Raw genomic sequence first — 15,014 nt, 5'->3', positions numbered from 1 at the left:
GACCGCCGCGAGCCGAACAGATGCGGCTCTGCCGCTTTGCGTGTCCCGGATCGGCCGAGGCGCTGCGGTCACTCTCTCCGGGCATTGACCCCGTGGCGAGGCCGCCGCAAGGTCGCGGCATGAGCCTTGCGTCCCGGATCACCCGCCAGCCCATTCCCTTTGACCCGGCCGCCGCGGCCGACCTGCGCGCCGCACTGTCCGGTTTTGCCCCGGAAGTGATGGAGCTGATGGCCGCCACCGCCGGATGCAGCCCCTACCTGCGCGACCTGATGCTGCGCGAGGGCGACTGGCTGCGCGCGGCGGTCGAGGCGCCCGAAGCAGCGCTGGAGGCCAGTCTTTCGGCGGCCGACGGTCTTGCCGCCGAGGCGCTGCCGCTGGCCCTGCGTCAGGCCAAGCGCCGCGTGGCCCTGCTGGCGGCGCTGTGCGACCTGGGCGGTGTCTGGCCGCTGGAAGCAGTCACCGGCGCGCTGACCCGGCTGGCGGACCGTGCGGTGCATCTGTCGCTGACCACCCTGGTTGCCGAGGAGATCCGGCGCGGCAGGTTGCCGGGCGCCCGCCCGGAGGATGCGGCGACCGCAGGCGGGATGGTGGCGCTGGCCATGGGCAAGATGGGGGCGGGGGAGTTGAACTATTCCTCCGACATCGACCTGATCTGCCTGTTCGACGAGACCCGCTATCCGGGCGAGGAACAGGAGGCGCGGGCCGCGTTCATCAAGGTCACCCGGCGGATGACCTCGATCCTGTCCGAGGTCACCGACGGCTATGTCTTCCGCACCGACCTGCGGCTGCGCCCCGATGCCAGCGTCACGCCGGTCTGCCTGTCGATGGCCGCGGCCGAGGCCTATTACGAGGCCGAGGGCCGGACCTGGGAGCGCGCGGCCTATATCAAGGCGCGGCCCTGCGGCGGGGACCTCGCGGCCGGCGAGCGGTTCCTGAAGGCGCTGACCCCCTTCGTCTGGCGCAAGCACCTGGATTTCGTGGCGATCCAGGATGCCCATGACATGCGCCTGCGGATCCGTGACCACCGGGGCCTGCACGGGCCGATCACGGTCGCGGGGCACGACATGAAGCTTGGGGCGGGGGGCATCCGCGAGATCGAGTTCTTCACCCAGACCCGGCAGCTGATCGCCGGGGGCCGCGATCCGTCGTTGCGGGACCGGACCACGGTGGGCGCTCTGGCGGCGCTGGCCGGCAAGGGCTGGATCCCGCCGGAGGTGGCCGAGGAACTGACCGTGCTGTACCGCGCCCACCGCGAGGTCGAGCACCGGTTGCAGATGGTGAACGATGCCCAGACCCATTCCATGCCGACGACCGCAGAGGGCATCGCCCGCATCGCGGCCTTCTGCGGCCAGGACGAGGCCGCATTCCGCGCGGGGCTTCTGGATCGGCTGAGCCGCACCGACCGGCTGACCGAGGGCTTCTTCTCTCCCGGGGCGGTCGAGGAGGGACCGGAGCTTTCGGACAAGGCGCGAGAGATCACGAGGGCCTGGGAAAGCTATCCCGCGCTGCGGTCAGAGCGCGCCCAGGCCATCTTCCGCCGCTTGCGGCCCCGGTTCCTGAAGGGCCTTTCCCGGGCCGCGAACCCCGACGAGGCGCTGGTGGCACTGGACGGGTTTCTGGCGCGGCTGCCGGCCGGCGTGCAGCTGTTCGCGCTGTTCGAGGCCAACCCGACGCTGATCGACCTGATCATCGACATCGCCGGGTCGGCCCCGGCCCTGGCGCAGTATCTGGCGCGCAATGCGACCGTGCTGGACGGGGTGATCGGCGGCAGCTTCTGGGGCGACTGGCCGGGCGTCGCGGCGCTGCGGGCGGAACTTGCGTCCCGGATCGCTCCGGCGCCGGACTATGAGGCCCGGCTCGATATGGCGCGGCGCTGGATGAAGGAATGGCACTTCCGGATCGGCGTGCATCATCTGCGCGGGCTGATCGACGGGTTCGAGGCCGGCAAGCAGTATGCCGACCTGGCCGAGGCCGTGGTGCAGGGGATCTGGGCCGAGGTCACCGCCGATTTTGCCCGCAGGCATGGGGCGATGCCCGGTCGCGGCGCGGTGGTGATCGGCATGGGCAGCATGGGTGCTGCGCGGCTGAACGCGGGGTCCGACCTCGATCTCATCGTGATCTATGACGCCCAGGGGATCGAGGGGTCCGATGGCCCCCGGCCGTTGGCGACGCGCCCCTATTATGCGCGGCTGACCCAGGCGCTGGTCACCGCGCTGACCGCGCAGATGCCGGAGGGACGGCTGTACGAGGTGGACATGCGCCTGCGCCCTTCCGGCCGGGCCGGGCCGGTGGCGACCAGCCTGCACAGCTTCACCACCTACCAGGAGACCGAGGCCTGGACCTGGGAGCATCTGGCGCTGACCCGCGCCCGGGTTCTGGCCGGAGAGCCGACGCTGGCGTGCGAGGTCGAGGCCTTCCGCCGCGCCCTGCTTGTGCGCAAGGGGCAGGGAGAGCGGGTGAGGTCCGACGTGGCCGAGATGCGCGCGCGCCTGGCAGCGGCGAAACCGGCCCAGGGGGAATGGGACGCCAAGAACGGCCCCGGCAGGATCATGGACATCGAACTGGCCGCCCAGACCCTGGCGCTTCTGTCGGGAAGCCCTGCGCGCAGCGTCGAACGCCAGATCGCCGCGGCGGCCGGGGGGGTGACGGGCAATGCCCGGATCATGCCGGATTCCGACATGCAGGCCCTGGCAACGGGCTACAGGCTGCTGTGGCGATTGCATGCCGCCGCGCGATTGCTGAGCGCAGGCGCGATCGACTGGGAAGCGCTTGGCGAGGGCGGGCGGGCATTCCTGCTGCGCGAGACCGGGGCGGCCGACAGGGCGGAGCTTGCGGCACAGCTGGCGGCGGCCGTCGGCGCGGCGGAGGCCGCCGTGTCCCGTCTGATGGGGCCGGCGCAAGAAGGGGCGGGCGATGGATCTGGCTGAAGCAGACCCGAAGGGACTTGTGCGCGAAAGCTACCGGATCGAGGGGATCACCCCCGGCGAGTGCCGGTCGATCTTCATGGACTGGGCGCTGTCGCTGCCGCTGGGGGCTGCGGTTCCGGAGGCGGCGCGACGGCTGATCGCGGCCTACGGGGAAGCGAATCCGGGCCACCCGATGACAATGGTGCTGCACGAGGCCCTGGCCGCGCCCGACAGCCCGCCGCGCCGGCGGGGCGGGCGGACGGGACGCCAGGGCCTCGGCCCCTGACCGGAATTCTGCGAATTCCGGGACGATTTTCGCAGAAAATCGCTCAGGCGCTACGGGGCAGGGCGGCGGCTTCGCGGGCCAGTGTGGTGATCCCCGCCCAGTCGCCGGCGGCCATCCTCTCTTTCGGCGCGACCCAGCTGCCGCCGACACAGAGGATGTTCTTCAATGCCAGATAGTCCGGCGCGATCTTCAGGCTGATCCCACCCGTCGGGCAGAATCGGACCTGCGGAATGGGCGAGCCGATCGATTTCAGATAGGCCGCGCCTCCGGCCTGTTCGGCGGGAAAGAACTTCTGCACCGTATAACCCCGTTCCAGAAGGGCCATGATCTCGCTCGCCGTCGCCGCGCCCGGCAGGAGCGGCAAGCCCTCCTCCTCGCAGGCCGCGATGATCCTTTCGGTCGCGCCGGGCGAGACCCCGAAGGTCGCGCCCGCCGCCTTGGCCGCCCTGACATCGGCGGGGGTCAGCAGCGTCCCGGCACCCACAACCCCGCCCGGCACCTCGGCCATGGCGCGGATCGCATCAAGTGCGACTGGCGTCCGCAAGGTGACCTCTAGGGCAGGCAGGCCGCCTGCCACAAGGGCCTGGGCCAGGGGTTTGGCATGGGAAAGGTCGTCGATCACCAGAACGGGAACGACCGGCGCAAGGCGGCAGATTTCGGCGGTCTTGGCGGATTGCTGGGCGGGGGTCATGTCGGCTCCTTCAAGTCCCGACCTGGGGCAGGGTGGAGGGTGCAAAGCCTCCGGCGGGGATATTGGCGCAAAGATGAAAGGGAAAGGGCAGGGTGGCTGGCACCCCCGTCCCGGGCCGGCGACCCGACGGAGACGGGGGGCCTTTCACCCCTGGCGGTCATCGGCGTCTCCGCCCGGACCGAAGCGGCATCCTGTCCTTTCAATCCCTTCATCCTTGCCAGAATTTCCCCGCCCCAGGCAGTGAGTGTGCGACCGGGCGCGCCGGTCAGAGAACGAGGGCGCCGCCGGTATCTGCCGGGCCGGCGTGGCGGCGGAAGGCGGCGAAAAGCTCGCGCCCGATGCCATGTTCGTTGGATGACAGGTCGGCGACCACGGGGGCGCGGCGCTCGAAGTCGGGGACGAGGGCGGTCAAGGTGCCCGTCACCGCGTCGAGGCGGATGATGTCACCGTCGCGCAGGCGGGCGAGCGGGCCTCCGGAGGCGGCCTCGGGCGTGACGTGGATTGCCGCGGGGACCTTGCCGCTGGCGCCCGACATCCGGCCATCGGTCACCAGCGCCACCTTGAGGCCGCGGTCCTGAAGTACCGTCAGCGTGGGCGTCAGCGCGTGGAGTTCGGGCATGCCGTTCGCCTTCGGGCCCTGGAAGCGGACCACGACCACCGTGTCCGAGGTGAACTCGCCCGCCTTGAAGGCGGCCTTCACCGCCTCCTGACTGTGGAACACCCGCGCGGGGGCCTCGATCACCTGCCGGTCGGGCGCCACCGCCGAGACCTTTATCACCCCGCGCCCGAGATTGCCGGTCAGCTGCTTCAGGCCGCCCTGCGGTGCGAAGGGGTCAAGGGCGGGGCGGACGATCCTGTCGTTCAGGCTCTGCCGTGGTCCGTCGCGCCAGGTGAGGCGGCCTGCGTCGAGAACCGGCTCTTGCCGATAGGCCGCAAGACCGTCGCCCGCCACGGTCCGGGCGTCGGGATGCAGCAGCCCCGCATCCAGAAGCTGCCCGATCAGGAATTGCAGGCCTCCGGCGGCGTGGAAATGGTTCACATCCGCCAGCCCGTTGGGATAGACCTTGGCCATCAGCGGCACCGCCTCGCTGAGATCGGCGAAGTCCTGGAGGTCGAGCAGGACGCCCGAGGCCCGCGCCATGGCAGGCAGGTGCAGGACGAGGTTCGTGGACCCGCCGGTGGCCATCAGCCCGACGATGCCGTTCACATAGGCGCGTTCGTCCAGGATCTCGCCCACCGGGCGGAAATCGTTGCCAACCGCGGTGATTTCGGCCGCACGCTTGACCGCCTCGGCGGTCAGCGCGTCGCGCAAGGGCGTGCCGGGGTTCACGAAACTGGCGCCGGGCAGGTGCAGGCCCATGACCTCCATCAGCATCTGGTTGGTGTTGGCCGTGCCGTAGAAGGTGCAGGTCCCGGGACCGTGGTAGCTTGCCATCTCGGCGGCCATCAGCTCCTCGCGGCTGGCCTTGCCCTCGGCAAAGGCGTTGCGGACCCGGGACTTCTCGTCGTTAGGAATGCCGCTGGTCATCGGTCCGGCCGGCACGAAGACGGCGGGAATATGCCCGAAGGTCGCCGCCGCCATGACCAGGCCCGGCACGATCTTGTCGCAGACGCCAAGATACAGGGCCGCGTCGAAGCAGTTGTGGCTGAGCGCCACCCCGGCGGCCAGCGCGATCACATCGCGCGAGAAGAGCGACAGCTCCATCCCCGGCTGGCCCTGCGTGACCCCGTCGCACATGGCCGGCACGCCGCCCGCGACCTGGACCGTCACCCCGGCCCTCGCAGCTGCGGCGCGGATCAGGTCGGGATAGCGCTCGAAGGGCTGATGGGCGGACAGCATGTCGTTGTAGGCGGTCACGATCCCGAGATTGGCCACCCGACCCGCGGCAAGGGTCGCCTTGTCCGGGCCCATCGCGGCATAGGCATGGGCCTGGTTGCCGCAGGAGAGATGCGCGCGCACGGGGCCATCCGAAACGGCTTGCCGCAGCCGTTCTAGATAACGCCCGCGACTGTCCGCCGAACGGGCGCGGATGCGGTCGGTCACCTTGGCGATGGTGGGGTGAAGCGACATGGAAAGCTCCGGTCTGAGACGGTTCGGTCTGGTCTGACCATAGCAGAATATGTTAGCGCTAACAACCGCTATTGGACAGTATTTCGCATCATTCCGCACACGTTACGCGGGTTTATGGGTCAGGCACGCTCAATCTGCACAGGATTGCCAGAAAATCAGCAAAATCTTTGCGCGCAGAGGCCCGATTGCGAACAGACCCGCATGACATGCAGAGGCAACACCCCCCGCAACCTGGAGACCCCTGCCATGCAAACGCTGAAAGTGATCGCCGCTGTCGCCGCTTCTCCGATCATCCTGTCGGCCGTCGTGTTCGCCTCGACGTCCGAAACCAGTCTGACCGGCAAACCGGCCGGTGCGCCCAACCGGGCCGAGGTCTTTGCGGCATCGGACTGCGGGGCCGGCGCCTACCGTGTGGCCGAGACCGTGAAGACCTGGCAGGACGCCCTTGCCGCCAAGCGTCTGCACGACGAGGTGCTGGTCCTCGCCGCGGTCGAGACCGGCGCGCACAGCGGCTGCGACACGGCGGCTCGCTGAGGCTGGCCATGGTCTGTCCGGGGCGTCCCCCGTCACGGGGCCGGCCCGGACCATGGAACGCCCTTCCGAAGACCGGGCAAACCGGCTAAGCGGGCGCATCAGCGCAAGCAGCCGGACGGGAAGGGCTTCGGATGACAGAACAGGACGGGATGCCGCGCGGTCTTCCGGTCGTGCGGCTTCGGCCGCGGGCCGAGGCGCGCGCGATCCGGCACGGATTCCCCTGGGTCTATGCTGATGAACTGGTTACGGACCGGCGCACCATGGCGCTGATGCCCGGCGCGCTTGCCGTGCTGGAGGATGGCGAGCGGCGGCCCCTGGGGCTGGTCACGGTCAACACCCGGTCGAAGATCATCGCGCGGATGCTGGACCGGAACCCGGGCGCCAGCCTCGACCAGGCCTGGTTCGAGGCGCGCCTCGCGCGCGCGGCGGCCTTGCGCGAGCGGCTCTTCGATGCGCCCTTCTACCGGCTGGTCCATGCCGAGGCGGACGGCTTGCCCGGCATCGTGATCGACCGCTTCGGCGCGGTCGCGGTGGTCCAGCCCAATGCGGCATGGGCCGAGGCGGCGCTGCCGGTCCTGATCGCTGCGCTGGTTGCCGTGACCGGGGTGCGCACGGTCGTCAAGAACGGCGAGGGCCGGGCGCGCGGGCTGGAGGGGCTGGCCGAGGAGATGGCGGTGGTGCATGGGCCGGCGCCCTTGGGGCCGGTCGAGGTGCCGATGAACGGCGCCATCTACCTGGCCGATCTGTTGGGCGGGCAGAAGACCGGGCTTTTCTTCGACCAGCGCCCGAACCACGCCTTCGCCGCGCGGCTGGCGCGGGGCGGGCGGGTGCTGGATGTGTTCTCGCATGTCGGCGGTTTTGCCCTTGCGGCCCTGGCCGGAGGCGCCGCGCATGCGCTGGCCGTCGATGCCTCGGCCGCGGCGCTGGCGCTGGCGGGGCAGGGGGCGCAGGCCTCGGGGTTCGGCGGCCGTCTGACCACCCGGCAGGGCGATGCCTTCGAAGTGCTGGAGGCCCTGGGCGCGGAAGGCGCGCGGTTCGATCTGGTGATCTGCGACCCGCCGGCCTTCGCGCCCGCGAAACCGGCCCTGGAGGCGGGATTGCGCGCCTATGAGCGGATCGCGCGGCTGGCAGCGCCCCTGGTGGCGCCCGGCGGCTTTCTGGTGCTCTGTTCCTGTTCGCATGCCGCCGACCTTCAGGCCTTCCGCAATGCCTGCGCGCGCGGGATCGGGCGCGGCGGCCGCCGGGGGCAGATCATCCACACCGGCTTTGCCGGGCCCGATCATCCGGTCCTGCCGCAACTGGCGGAAAGCTCATACCTCAAGGCGCTGGTCTTCCGGCTGGACGGTTGAGCCCGATGAAGGCGGTGCTGGACGCCTGCGTGCTGTATCCCACGGTCCTGCGGGAAATCCTCCAGGGCGCAGGGGCTGCGGGCCTGTTCCAGCCCGTCGTCTCCGAGCGCATCCTGCGCGAATGGGTGCTGGCGACGGCGAAGCTGGGCGCCGAGGCGCCGACCATCGCGGCGGGCGAGGCGGCGGCCTTCAGGGCGGCTTTTCCGCGCGGCCTGGTGCGCGATCACCCCGAGATCGAGGCGCGGCTGGTCCTGCCGGACCCCAACGACCGGCATGTCCTGGCCAGCGCCATCGCCAGCGGCGCAGATGCCATCGTGACCTTCAATGCGCAGGATTTTCCCGGCCATGTGCTGGCGGCCGAAGGCATCACCCGGCGCGACCCGGACGGGTTCCTGTGGGAGTTGCAGTCGCGCCATCCCGAAGCAATGGCCGGGATCGTCGAGGCGGTGCGGGCGAAGGCCGAGGCGATCTCGGGCCAGCCGGTCGCCTTGAAGGCGCTGTTGAAGCGCGCCCGGCTGTTTCGGCTGGCGAAGGCGATGGGTGCCTAGGCGCGACGGGCGGCGGCCATGTCCCGCGCCATCCGCAGCGCGGCGATCAGGCTGGAGGGGTCGGCGCGGCCCTGGCCGGCGATGTCGTAGGCGGTGCCGTGATCGGGCGAGGTGCGCACGAAGGGCAGGCCGAGCGTGACATTCACCCCGCCGGCAAAGTCGATGGTCTTGATCGGGATCAGCGCCTGGTCGTGATAAGCGCAGACCGCCACATCATGGCGGGCGCGGGCGGCGGCATGAAACAGCGTGTCGGCGGGCCAGGGGCCGGAGATGGCCATGCCTTCGTTCGCCAGGCGCCGGATCAGCGGGCGGATCATCCGCTCCTCCTCCCAGCCCATCGCCCCGCCCTCGCCGGCATGAGGGTTGAGCCCGGCCACGGCGATCCGGGGGGCGGCCAGCCCGAAATCGCGGACCAGCCCGGCATGCGTGATCCGGATCGTCGCTTCCAGAAGCTCTTCGGTCAGGGCGGCGGGGACTTCGGACAGTGGAATGTGGATCGTGGCGGGCACCACGCGCAGGCCAGGGCAGGCCAGCATCATCACCACGCGATCCACCCCGGCCAGATGCGCCAGATACTCGGTATGGCCCGGAAAGGCGAAACCGGCGCCGTCCTTCAGGGCCTTCTTGTTGATCGGCCCGGTACAGATCGCCGCTGCCTTGCCGGCCCTGACCAGCCGCACCGCGCGGTCTATGGCAGCCACCACCCCGGGCGCATTGGCCGGGTCGGGGCGGCCGGGCGATGCGGGGGCGGCGAAGTCCTGCACCAGCACGGCCAATGGCCCCTCACCCGGCGCCTCGCCCTCGGCCACGGTGCGCCATGAGGTTCCTGGCGGCAGATGGCGGGGATCGCCGATCCAGACGAAACGCGCACCCGAAGCCCAGGCCTTCGCGGCGATCTCGGGGCCGATGCCGGAGGGATCGCCGCAGGTCAGAAGGATCGTATCGCTCACGGTTCGCGGATGATCGCGGCGGAGCGGAGTTCCTCCATGTAGCCCTCGGCCATGCCTTCAAGCTTCTGGTTGATCACCCGCTCGCGGATCTGGTCGCGGGTCGGGGGCGGCTCGACCACCGCCTCGCGGCCGCAAAGCATCAGGAACCGCCGGAAGCCGCCACGGGTGAGCGCGGTCGAGACCTCGCCGGGATCCAGCCGCGCCAGTTCCAGCGCCACGTCGCCCGGCACCTGGTCGAGACCCGACTTGGTGACGGTCAGCCGGTCCTCGGGCAGGCCCCTCGCCTGGGCGTAGAGATCGGTGCAGCTGTCGGCGGCTGCGCGGATCTTCGCGATCTGGGCGGCATCGTCGGGCACCAGAAACTCGGCCCATTCGACGCTGACCGCGATCGGCTCGGCCTTGGTGTCCATGGCCACATCGCGCAAGAGGAACAGCACCACCGCACCCGGGACCGCGATCGGGTCCGAGACCTCGCCGGCATCCAGCGCCAGAAGCTTCCCGGCAATCGCCGCAGGCAGGTTCGCCAGCGGCAGCCAGTCCAGCCGCCCGCCCGCCCCGGCCGAGGGCGCGGCCGAGAAACGCCGTGCAGCTGCGGCAAAGGCAGCCTCGCCCCTGAGCGTGTCGGACAATTCCTGCGCCCGGGCCATGGCGGCGTCCTCCTGCCCCTCGGGGGCGGGGATGACCAGCTCGCTGGCCAGCACCCGCAACGCGCGGGGGCGGGTCGCGGCTTCCAGCGCGCGATCCACGTCAAGCTCGCTGATCGGAACCTGGCCCAGGAAACGCGCCCGCACCGCCTGGCGCCACAGGAGGCCGGCCGAGACGAAATCGCGGAAGGTCTCGGCGGCGATCCCGGCCTTGCCCAGTTCGGCCACGAATTCCTCGGCCGACAGGTTCGCGCGAGAGGCGAATTCGGTCATGCCGCGCATCACCTCGTCGTCCGACAGCTTCAGCCCCAGGCGCTTGGCCTCGGTCTGGCGCAGGCGGTCCTCGATCAGCGCCTTCAGCGCCTCTTCCTCGGGGTTGCCGGGGGCGCGCAGGACGCGCAGGAAGAGGGCGCGCTGCGCGACCTCGTAGTTGGTGATGACCCGGTCGTTGACATACAGCCGGGGCGTGAACAGATCCTGCGCCAGGACCGGAAAGGTCAGGGCCAGGCCAAGGGCGACCGCGGCCGCCTGTCGTTTCAGAACCGAAATCAGCATCGCTTCCGCCGCTCTTCCTCAATCCTGCGGGTCTGGGGCCCGCCCGTACCGCCGTCCCGTTTCCATCGCGCCTATTGCCGGCAACTGCGCGCCGGACCCGCTGTTGCACCGCCGCCGAACCCGATCAGGTCCAGCGACAGTTCGAAATCGGTCGTCGGGTTCACACTAGTCGAGGACGTGAAGCGACGCGAGAGGGAAACATCAAGCCGAACGCATTCGTTCTGGAACCCCAGACCCAGGCCCGCGACGGTGCCGCGGTCGGCCACGAAATCGTAGCGGCCCGAGAAATTGGCGGTCCAGTTCGGGGTCACGCGCCGGCGCGCGTCGAAGGTGATTTCGCGGGTCGGGTCGGGCCGGTTCTCCAGAAGGTCGCGCACCGCCCAGATCAGCGAGGTGGCCAGCGCGGTTTTCGGACCGTTCAGCGCCAGGCGCGCCTCGGCCTTGGTCAGGCTCAGATCGTCGTCCAGCACCAGCCGTCCGGTCAGAGCCAGCCCGTCTGCCAGGGTCAGGTTGGCCGCCGCCAGCCAGTCGGACCGCGCCCCCGCAAATCCCGAGCCCGGGCCGAACTGGCCAAGATCGGCCTTGCGGATCACCCGCCCGAGGGTGACACCCAACGACCAGCCCGCGGGATCGTGCCGGGTCCAGCCGATCCCGATATTGGCCCGGGTGCCGCGTTCCACGGCATCCGATCCGGGGAAGCGGTCCAGCGCGAAGAGGCTGGCCTCGTCGAACTCGACCAGGGCGGAATCCTCGTTGGGGATCGTCTCGGCGGGCTTCGTGGCGTAGATCAGCTGCACCACCGGCTCGATCACATGGGTCGCGCCGCCGCTACCTGCCTTGACCCAGGGCCAGCGCAGCTCCGCACCCGCCGCGGCATGGGTGCGCGTGGTGCTGCCGGCATAGGTCGCGTCATCGGTGATCGTGTAGGCGTCCGCCGTCGCTTCGCCGAGGACGGTGGCCTCGATCCCCGCAGGCAGGACGAAACTGCGCCGCCAGTCGATCCGGGCCGAGATCCGGCCGATGTCGCGGCCATCGGGAATGTCGTCGCTGTCCGGCCCGTCGAAGGGGTCGTTCGAGCTGCGATACTGGTTGTGCGTTTGCAGCCTGAGGCCGCCTTCCCCGCCCAGCGGGCCTAGCGAGAAGCGGCGGTGAAAGGTCAGGTCCGCGACCAGCGAGGGGATCGAACTGTCGCTTTCATCCTCGCGCAGGGTCTGAAAGCTGATGATGCGCGCCGCGATATGTTCGTTGCGCCGGGTGCGCCTGATCTCGATCCGGCTGTCCAGGCGGTCGGCGTTGCCGAGACCGTAATCCAGCATGTAGGCCGGATCGCTCACGGTCTGGCCGTCGAAGGTCAGCATGAACCGCCGGGGCAGGGCGAAAGACCCCTGAAGGCGCAGATAGCCGCGCGTCTCGCCCGGGAACAGCCGGTCGCGCGTGACCGAGCCGGTCGCCTCGATCAGCCCCGTGGCGAAGGCCTGGCGATAGCGCAGGCCCAGGGTCTGCGACTGCCGGGCCGTCAGATAGGGCGTCAGCGTCAGGTCGGCGGATTTCCCGATCACGATGAAATAGGGCAGCCTGATCCCGGTCCCGAGGTCCGAGGTCGTGCGGATGCCGGGCATCAGGAAGCCGGTGGCGCGTTTCAGGGTCGGATCGGGCATCCTGAGGCGCGGGATGTAGAAGACCGGCACCCCGGCCAGCCGGAACTGGGCGCGGTCGAAGTAGATCTGCCGCGCCTCCTCGTCATGCACGACCCGGCGGGCACGGATTTCCCACAGCGGCGTCGGATCGCCTTCGCAGACCTTGCAGGACGAGGCGGCGACGCTTTGCAGCGCCGTGTAGCGCCCCGCGACCCGCACCATGCGGTTGGCGGCCAGTTGCAGCTGCTGGTTCAGCACCAGCCGCGCGCTGGACAGGATGCCTTCGGACAGATCGGCCGCCAGCTCCGCCTGGCTGGCCAGGATCAGGGTCTGGCCGGTTTCCTCGGTCAGCACGATGGGGCCGGAGATCTCCAGCCGGTCGGTCTGCTGGTCGAACACGATCCGGCTGGCCTTCAGACGGCGGCCCTTGAAGAAGACCTCGACATTGCCCTCGGCGATCAGCCGCGTGTCGCCGGTGATCCGCAGGCTGTCCGAGACCAGCGTCGCGCGGTCCTGCGCCAGCGCGGGCAGGGCGAAGGCGGCAAGTGCGGCGAAAAGGATCAGAAGCCGGCGCATCTCAGCCGTCCTCGAGATGCAGAAGCAGGCCCAGCGACAGCATGACGGCTGCGACCGGCGGGCTCCAGGCGGCCAGCGATACCGGGATCTGCCCGCTGTCGCCAAGGGCCTGGGCGAAGTTGCGCAGGAAGTAGAAGCCGAAGCCCGCCAGAAGGGCATAAAGCACCATGCGCCCGGTGCCGCCAAAGCGCACATGGCGCATGGTGAAGCCCGCGGCCACCAGCACCATCGCCGCCATCAGCAGCGGCAGGGCAAGTTCCATCTGGTACCAAAGCTTGTAGGCCCTGGCCGAGAAGCCGGCGCGTTCAAGATCACCGATGTAGCGCGGCAGGTCCCAGAAGCCGATGGCCGAGGGCGTGCCGAAACTGTCGCGGATCCGCTCGGGCGTCAGGTCCGAGGGCAGGGCGACCGGACCGGGATCGACCACCGCCGTCAGTTCCGGGTTCGGGCTGGTCAGGTCCCAGCTCTTGGTGCCGGTCAGCTCCCAGGCGCCTTCCAGCAGCCGGGCGGTCCGGGCTTCGACCCGCTTGCCGGGGGTGCCGTCGAAGCGGAAGCCGACAAAGGTCACGCCGAAAAGCTCGGTCCCGTCCAGGTTAGACCGCGCCGCCTGGATCACGGTCTGGCCGTCCTCGGACCCCTGGCGCAGCCACAGGCCGGTATCGGCGATCGACAGCACCGAACGCCCGCCCTGGCTGAGTTCGGAGCGGCGGTCGTCATAGGCCTTGGACGTGGCCGCGACCAGCGGGTTGAACAGCGCGACCGCGAGCAGTCCAAGAACCACCGACACCAGAAGCGGCGTCATCAGGAAATGCAGCCCCGACCGCCCCGCCGCCCGCACCACCACCAGTTCGGACGACCGCGCAAGCCCCAGGAAATTGGCGATGGCCCCCATCACCATGATCAGCGGCAGGATGCGATACAGCGTTTCGGGCACGCTGAGCAGCGACATCTCGGCCGCCCCCGACAGCCCGATCCCGGCATCGGAAAAGCGGCGCAACTGTTCGATCATGTCAATCAGGAACAGGATGGCGAAGAAGATCAGGAAGACCCGGCCGACCGTCCCCAGAAACCGCCGCGCGATGTAGAGGTTCAGCGTCATGCCGTGGCCCTCTGTCGCCGCGGTCGCTGCGCCTGCCACAAGAGGCCCGCCGCGGTTGCCAGTCCGGCAACCGGCGCCAGGTAGAGCGCGGGCCAGGCCGAAGCCTGCGCGATGGCTGCGCTGCCGGCCCAGGTCCAGACCAGTTGCAGCGCAATCAGAAGCCCGACCGCCAGCGCCATCTGCCGCCACAGACCGAAGCGCGAGAAACTGCCCAGCATCAGCGCGGCAAAGCCGATCAGCGGGGCGGCGACAGCCAGAAGCGGCGCAGCCAGCCGGGAATGGCCCTCTTCCAGCAACTGCGCCAGGCTTGCCCCCGTCGCGGCCTGCGTCTCGGGCCCCGCCTCCAGCAGCAGCCGCGTCGGCACCGCATTCAGCGCGATCCGACCCGCCCCGCCCGCCGGGACGAGCCCGGCGAGATCCAGGGTGAAATCGGCAAAGCGCGTCACCGACAACCGGTCACCCTCGCGGCTGAGCGTCTGGGTCGAACCGTTGACCATCACCAGTTTCGGCGCCGTCTCTCCGCGCACGAGAAAGGCCTTGCGCGCCGAATGGATCGCGCGCTCGCCCGGCGCACGTTCGTCCGCGAGGAACAGGTCCAGAAGCTCGCCGTTCGGGCTGATCTCGCGGATGTAGAGCGTGACGCCAGCGGCGGGATGCATGAACTGCCCCGCGTTCAGGAAGCGCGCGGTGACATTGCGCGAAATCTCGGCGGACCGCTCGCTCAGGATGCGCTGGCTTGCCGGGACCAGCACATTGGTCAGCACAAGTTGCATGACCATCACGGTCAGCCCGAAGTAGAGAACCGGCCGCGCCAGGCGGAAGGCGGAAAAGCCGGTGGCCTGCATCACCACGAGCTCGCTTTCCTGCATCAGCCGGTTGGTCACATAGACTGTCGCGGCGAAGGCGGCCACCGGCAGGACCAGACGGATCGCATTGGGCAGGGTCAGGATCGAGAATTCCAGGAACACCAGCGCCGACTGCCCGTCGCCGATCAGCTGGTCGAACAGCCCGACCGCCCGGTTCACCCAATAGACCGCGACCAGCACCAGGGCAAAAAAGCCAAACAGCGCGAGGAGTTGCGACAAGAGATATCTGTCGAATCTGGACACGCCCGACCCGGCCCCTACTACATCTTGGGCGGACCCTAACGGAATTCCCCGGCGGCGAA

General features: G+C 69.7%; 12 protein-coding genes. 5 read left to right on the top strand and 7 right to left on the bottom strand.

Annotation, left to right across the window (positions count from 1 at the left end; genetic code table 11):
* Positions 1–119 precede the first annotated feature (119 nt).
* A complete protein-coding gene (locus G8O29_RS11305) occupies positions 120–2,927 on the top strand; it encodes a [protein-PII] uridylyltransferase family protein (protein WP_166403342.1) in 2,808 nt (935 codons plus the stop codon).
* On the top strand, positions 2,914–3,192 hold the full coding sequence (locus G8O29_RS11300; protein WP_166403341.1) for a hypothetical protein: 279 nt from the start codon (positions 2,914–2,916) through the stop codon (positions 3,190–3,192). Before G8O29_RS11305 ends, G8O29_RS11300 begins: the two co-directional genes overlap by 14 nt.
* Positions 3,193–3,235: 43 nt before the next feature.
* On the opposite strand, the gene G8O29_RS11295 is transcribed toward G8O29_RS11300, so the two are convergent.
* Entirely contained in the window at positions 3,236–3,883 is a 648-nt protein-coding gene (locus tag G8O29_RS11295; protein WP_166403340.1) for a bifunctional 4-hydroxy-2-oxoglutarate aldolase/2-dehydro-3-deoxy-phosphogluconate aldolase, read from the bottom strand.
* A gap of 265 nt (positions 3,884–4,148) precedes the next feature.
* On the bottom strand, positions 4,149–5,954 hold the full coding sequence (edd, locus tag G8O29_RS11290; protein WP_166403339.1) for a phosphogluconate dehydratase: 1,806 nt from the start codon (positions 5,952–5,954) through the stop codon (positions 4,149–4,151).
* A 246-nt stretch (positions 5,955–6,200) separates the two neighbouring features.
* On the opposite strand from edd, the gene G8O29_RS11285 reads away from it, so the two are divergent.
* From G8O29_RS11285 to G8O29_RS11275, 3 genes are all read left to right on the top strand, one after another.
* On the top strand, positions 6,201–6,488 hold the full coding sequence (locus G8O29_RS11285) for a hypothetical protein (RefSeq protein WP_166403338.1): 288 nt from the start codon (positions 6,201–6,203) through the stop codon (positions 6,486–6,488).
* 131 nt (positions 6,489–6,619) lie between these two features.
* On the top strand, positions 6,620–7,837 hold the full coding sequence (locus G8O29_RS11280) for an RSP_2647 family RNA methyltransferase (RefSeq protein ID WP_207623774.1): 1,218 nt from the start codon (positions 6,620–6,622) through the stop codon (positions 7,835–7,837).
* Positions 7,838–7,842: 5 nt separating this feature from the next.
* Entirely contained in the window at positions 7,843–8,385 is a 543-nt protein-coding gene (locus G8O29_RS11275) for an RSP_2648 family PIN domain-containing protein (RefSeq protein ID WP_166403413.1), read from the top strand.
* Here G8O29_RS11275 and pdxA read toward each other — a convergent pair.
* The 5 genes from pdxA to lptF all read right to left on the bottom strand — a co-directional run bounded on the left by pdxA (position 8,382) and on the right by lptF (position 14,955).
* Positions 8,382–9,335 carry a 4-hydroxythreonine-4-phosphate dehydrogenase PdxA gene (pdxA, locus tag G8O29_RS11270; RefSeq protein WP_166403337.1) on the bottom strand — a complete coding sequence of 318 codons (954 nt, stop codon included), beginning with the start codon at positions 9,333–9,335 and terminating at the stop codon, positions 8,382–8,384. The two genes, G8O29_RS11275 and pdxA, sit on opposite strands and share 4 nt — an antisense overlap.
* The gene (locus G8O29_RS11265) at positions 9,332–10,534 is read right to left on the bottom strand and encodes a peptidylprolyl isomerase (protein WP_166403336.1); all 1,203 of its coding nucleotides are present in this window, start codon (positions 10,532–10,534) and stop codon (positions 9,332–9,334) included. Before G8O29_RS11265 ends, pdxA begins: the two co-directional genes overlap by 4 nt.
* 71 nt (positions 10,535–10,605) lie before the next feature.
* The gene (locus G8O29_RS11260; RefSeq protein ID WP_166403335.1) at positions 10,606–12,747 is read right to left on the bottom strand and encodes an LPS-assembly protein LptD; all 2,142 of its coding nucleotides are present in this window, start codon (positions 12,745–12,747) and stop codon (positions 10,606–10,608) included.
* Position 12,748: 1 nt separating this feature from the next.
* Positions 12,749–13,846 carry an LPS export ABC transporter permease LptG gene (gene lptG, locus G8O29_RS11255; RefSeq protein ID WP_166403334.1) on the bottom strand — a complete coding sequence of 366 codons (1,098 nt, stop codon included), beginning with the start codon at positions 13,844–13,846 and terminating at the stop codon, positions 12,749–12,751.
* A complete protein-coding gene (gene lptF / locus G8O29_RS11250) occupies positions 13,843–14,955 on the bottom strand; it encodes an LPS export ABC transporter permease LptF (RefSeq protein ID WP_166403333.1) in 1,113 nt (370 codons plus the stop codon). The genes lptG and lptF overlap by 4 nt, the downstream gene beginning before the upstream one ends.
* Between the last annotated feature and the right edge of the window lie 59 nt (positions 14,956–15,014).

The sequence above is a fragment of the Rhodobacter calidifons genome (genome assembly GCF_011174775.1).
GTDB classification, from domain to species: domain Bacteria; phylum Pseudomonadota; class Alphaproteobacteria; order Rhodobacterales; family Rhodobacteraceae; genus Tabrizicola; species Tabrizicola calidifons.
This window is presented reverse-complemented; position numbering and strand designations above follow the sequence as displayed.

What these genes read in the sequence shown, in the direction of transcription:
- G8O29_RS11305 (WP_166403342.1), top strand. Translation starts at nt 120, where the DNA reads ATGAGCCTTGCGTCCCGGATCACCCGCCAGCCCATTCCCTTTGACCCG.
- G8O29_RS11300 (WP_166403341.1), top strand. Translation starts at nt 2,914, where the DNA reads ATGGATCTGGCTGAAGCAGACCCGAAGGGACTTGTGCGCGAAAGCTAC.
- G8O29_RS11295 (WP_166403340.1), bottom strand. Translation starts at nt 3,883, where the DNA reads ATGACCCCCGCCCAGCAATCCGCCAAGACCGCCGAAATCTGCCGCCTT.
- edd (WP_166403339.1), bottom strand. Translation starts at nt 5,954, where the DNA reads ATGTCGCTTCACCCCACCATCGCCAAGGTGACCGACCGCATCCGCGCC.
- G8O29_RS11285 (WP_166403338.1), top strand. Translation starts at nt 6,201, where the DNA reads ATGCAAACGCTGAAAGTGATCGCCGCTGTCGCCGCTTCTCCGATCATC.
- G8O29_RS11280 (WP_207623774.1), top strand. Translation starts at nt 6,620, where the DNA reads ATGACAGAACAGGACGGGATGCCGCGCGGTCTTCCGGTCGTGCGGCTT.
- G8O29_RS11275 (WP_166403413.1), top strand. Translation starts at nt 7,843, where the DNA reads ATGAAGGCGGTGCTGGACGCCTGCGTGCTGTATCCCACGGTCCTGCGG.
- G8O29_RS11265 (WP_166403336.1), bottom strand. Translation starts at nt 10,534, where the DNA reads ATGCTGATTTCGGTTCTGAAACGACAGGCGGCCGCGGTCGCCCTTGGC.
- G8O29_RS11260 (WP_166403335.1), bottom strand. Translation starts at nt 12,747, where the DNA reads ATGCGCCGGCTTCTGATCCTTTTCGCCGCACTTGCCGCCTTCGCCCTG.
- lptG (WP_166403334.1), bottom strand. Translation starts at nt 13,846, where the DNA reads ATGACGCTGAACCTCTACATCGCGCGGCGGTTTCTGGGGACGGTCGGC.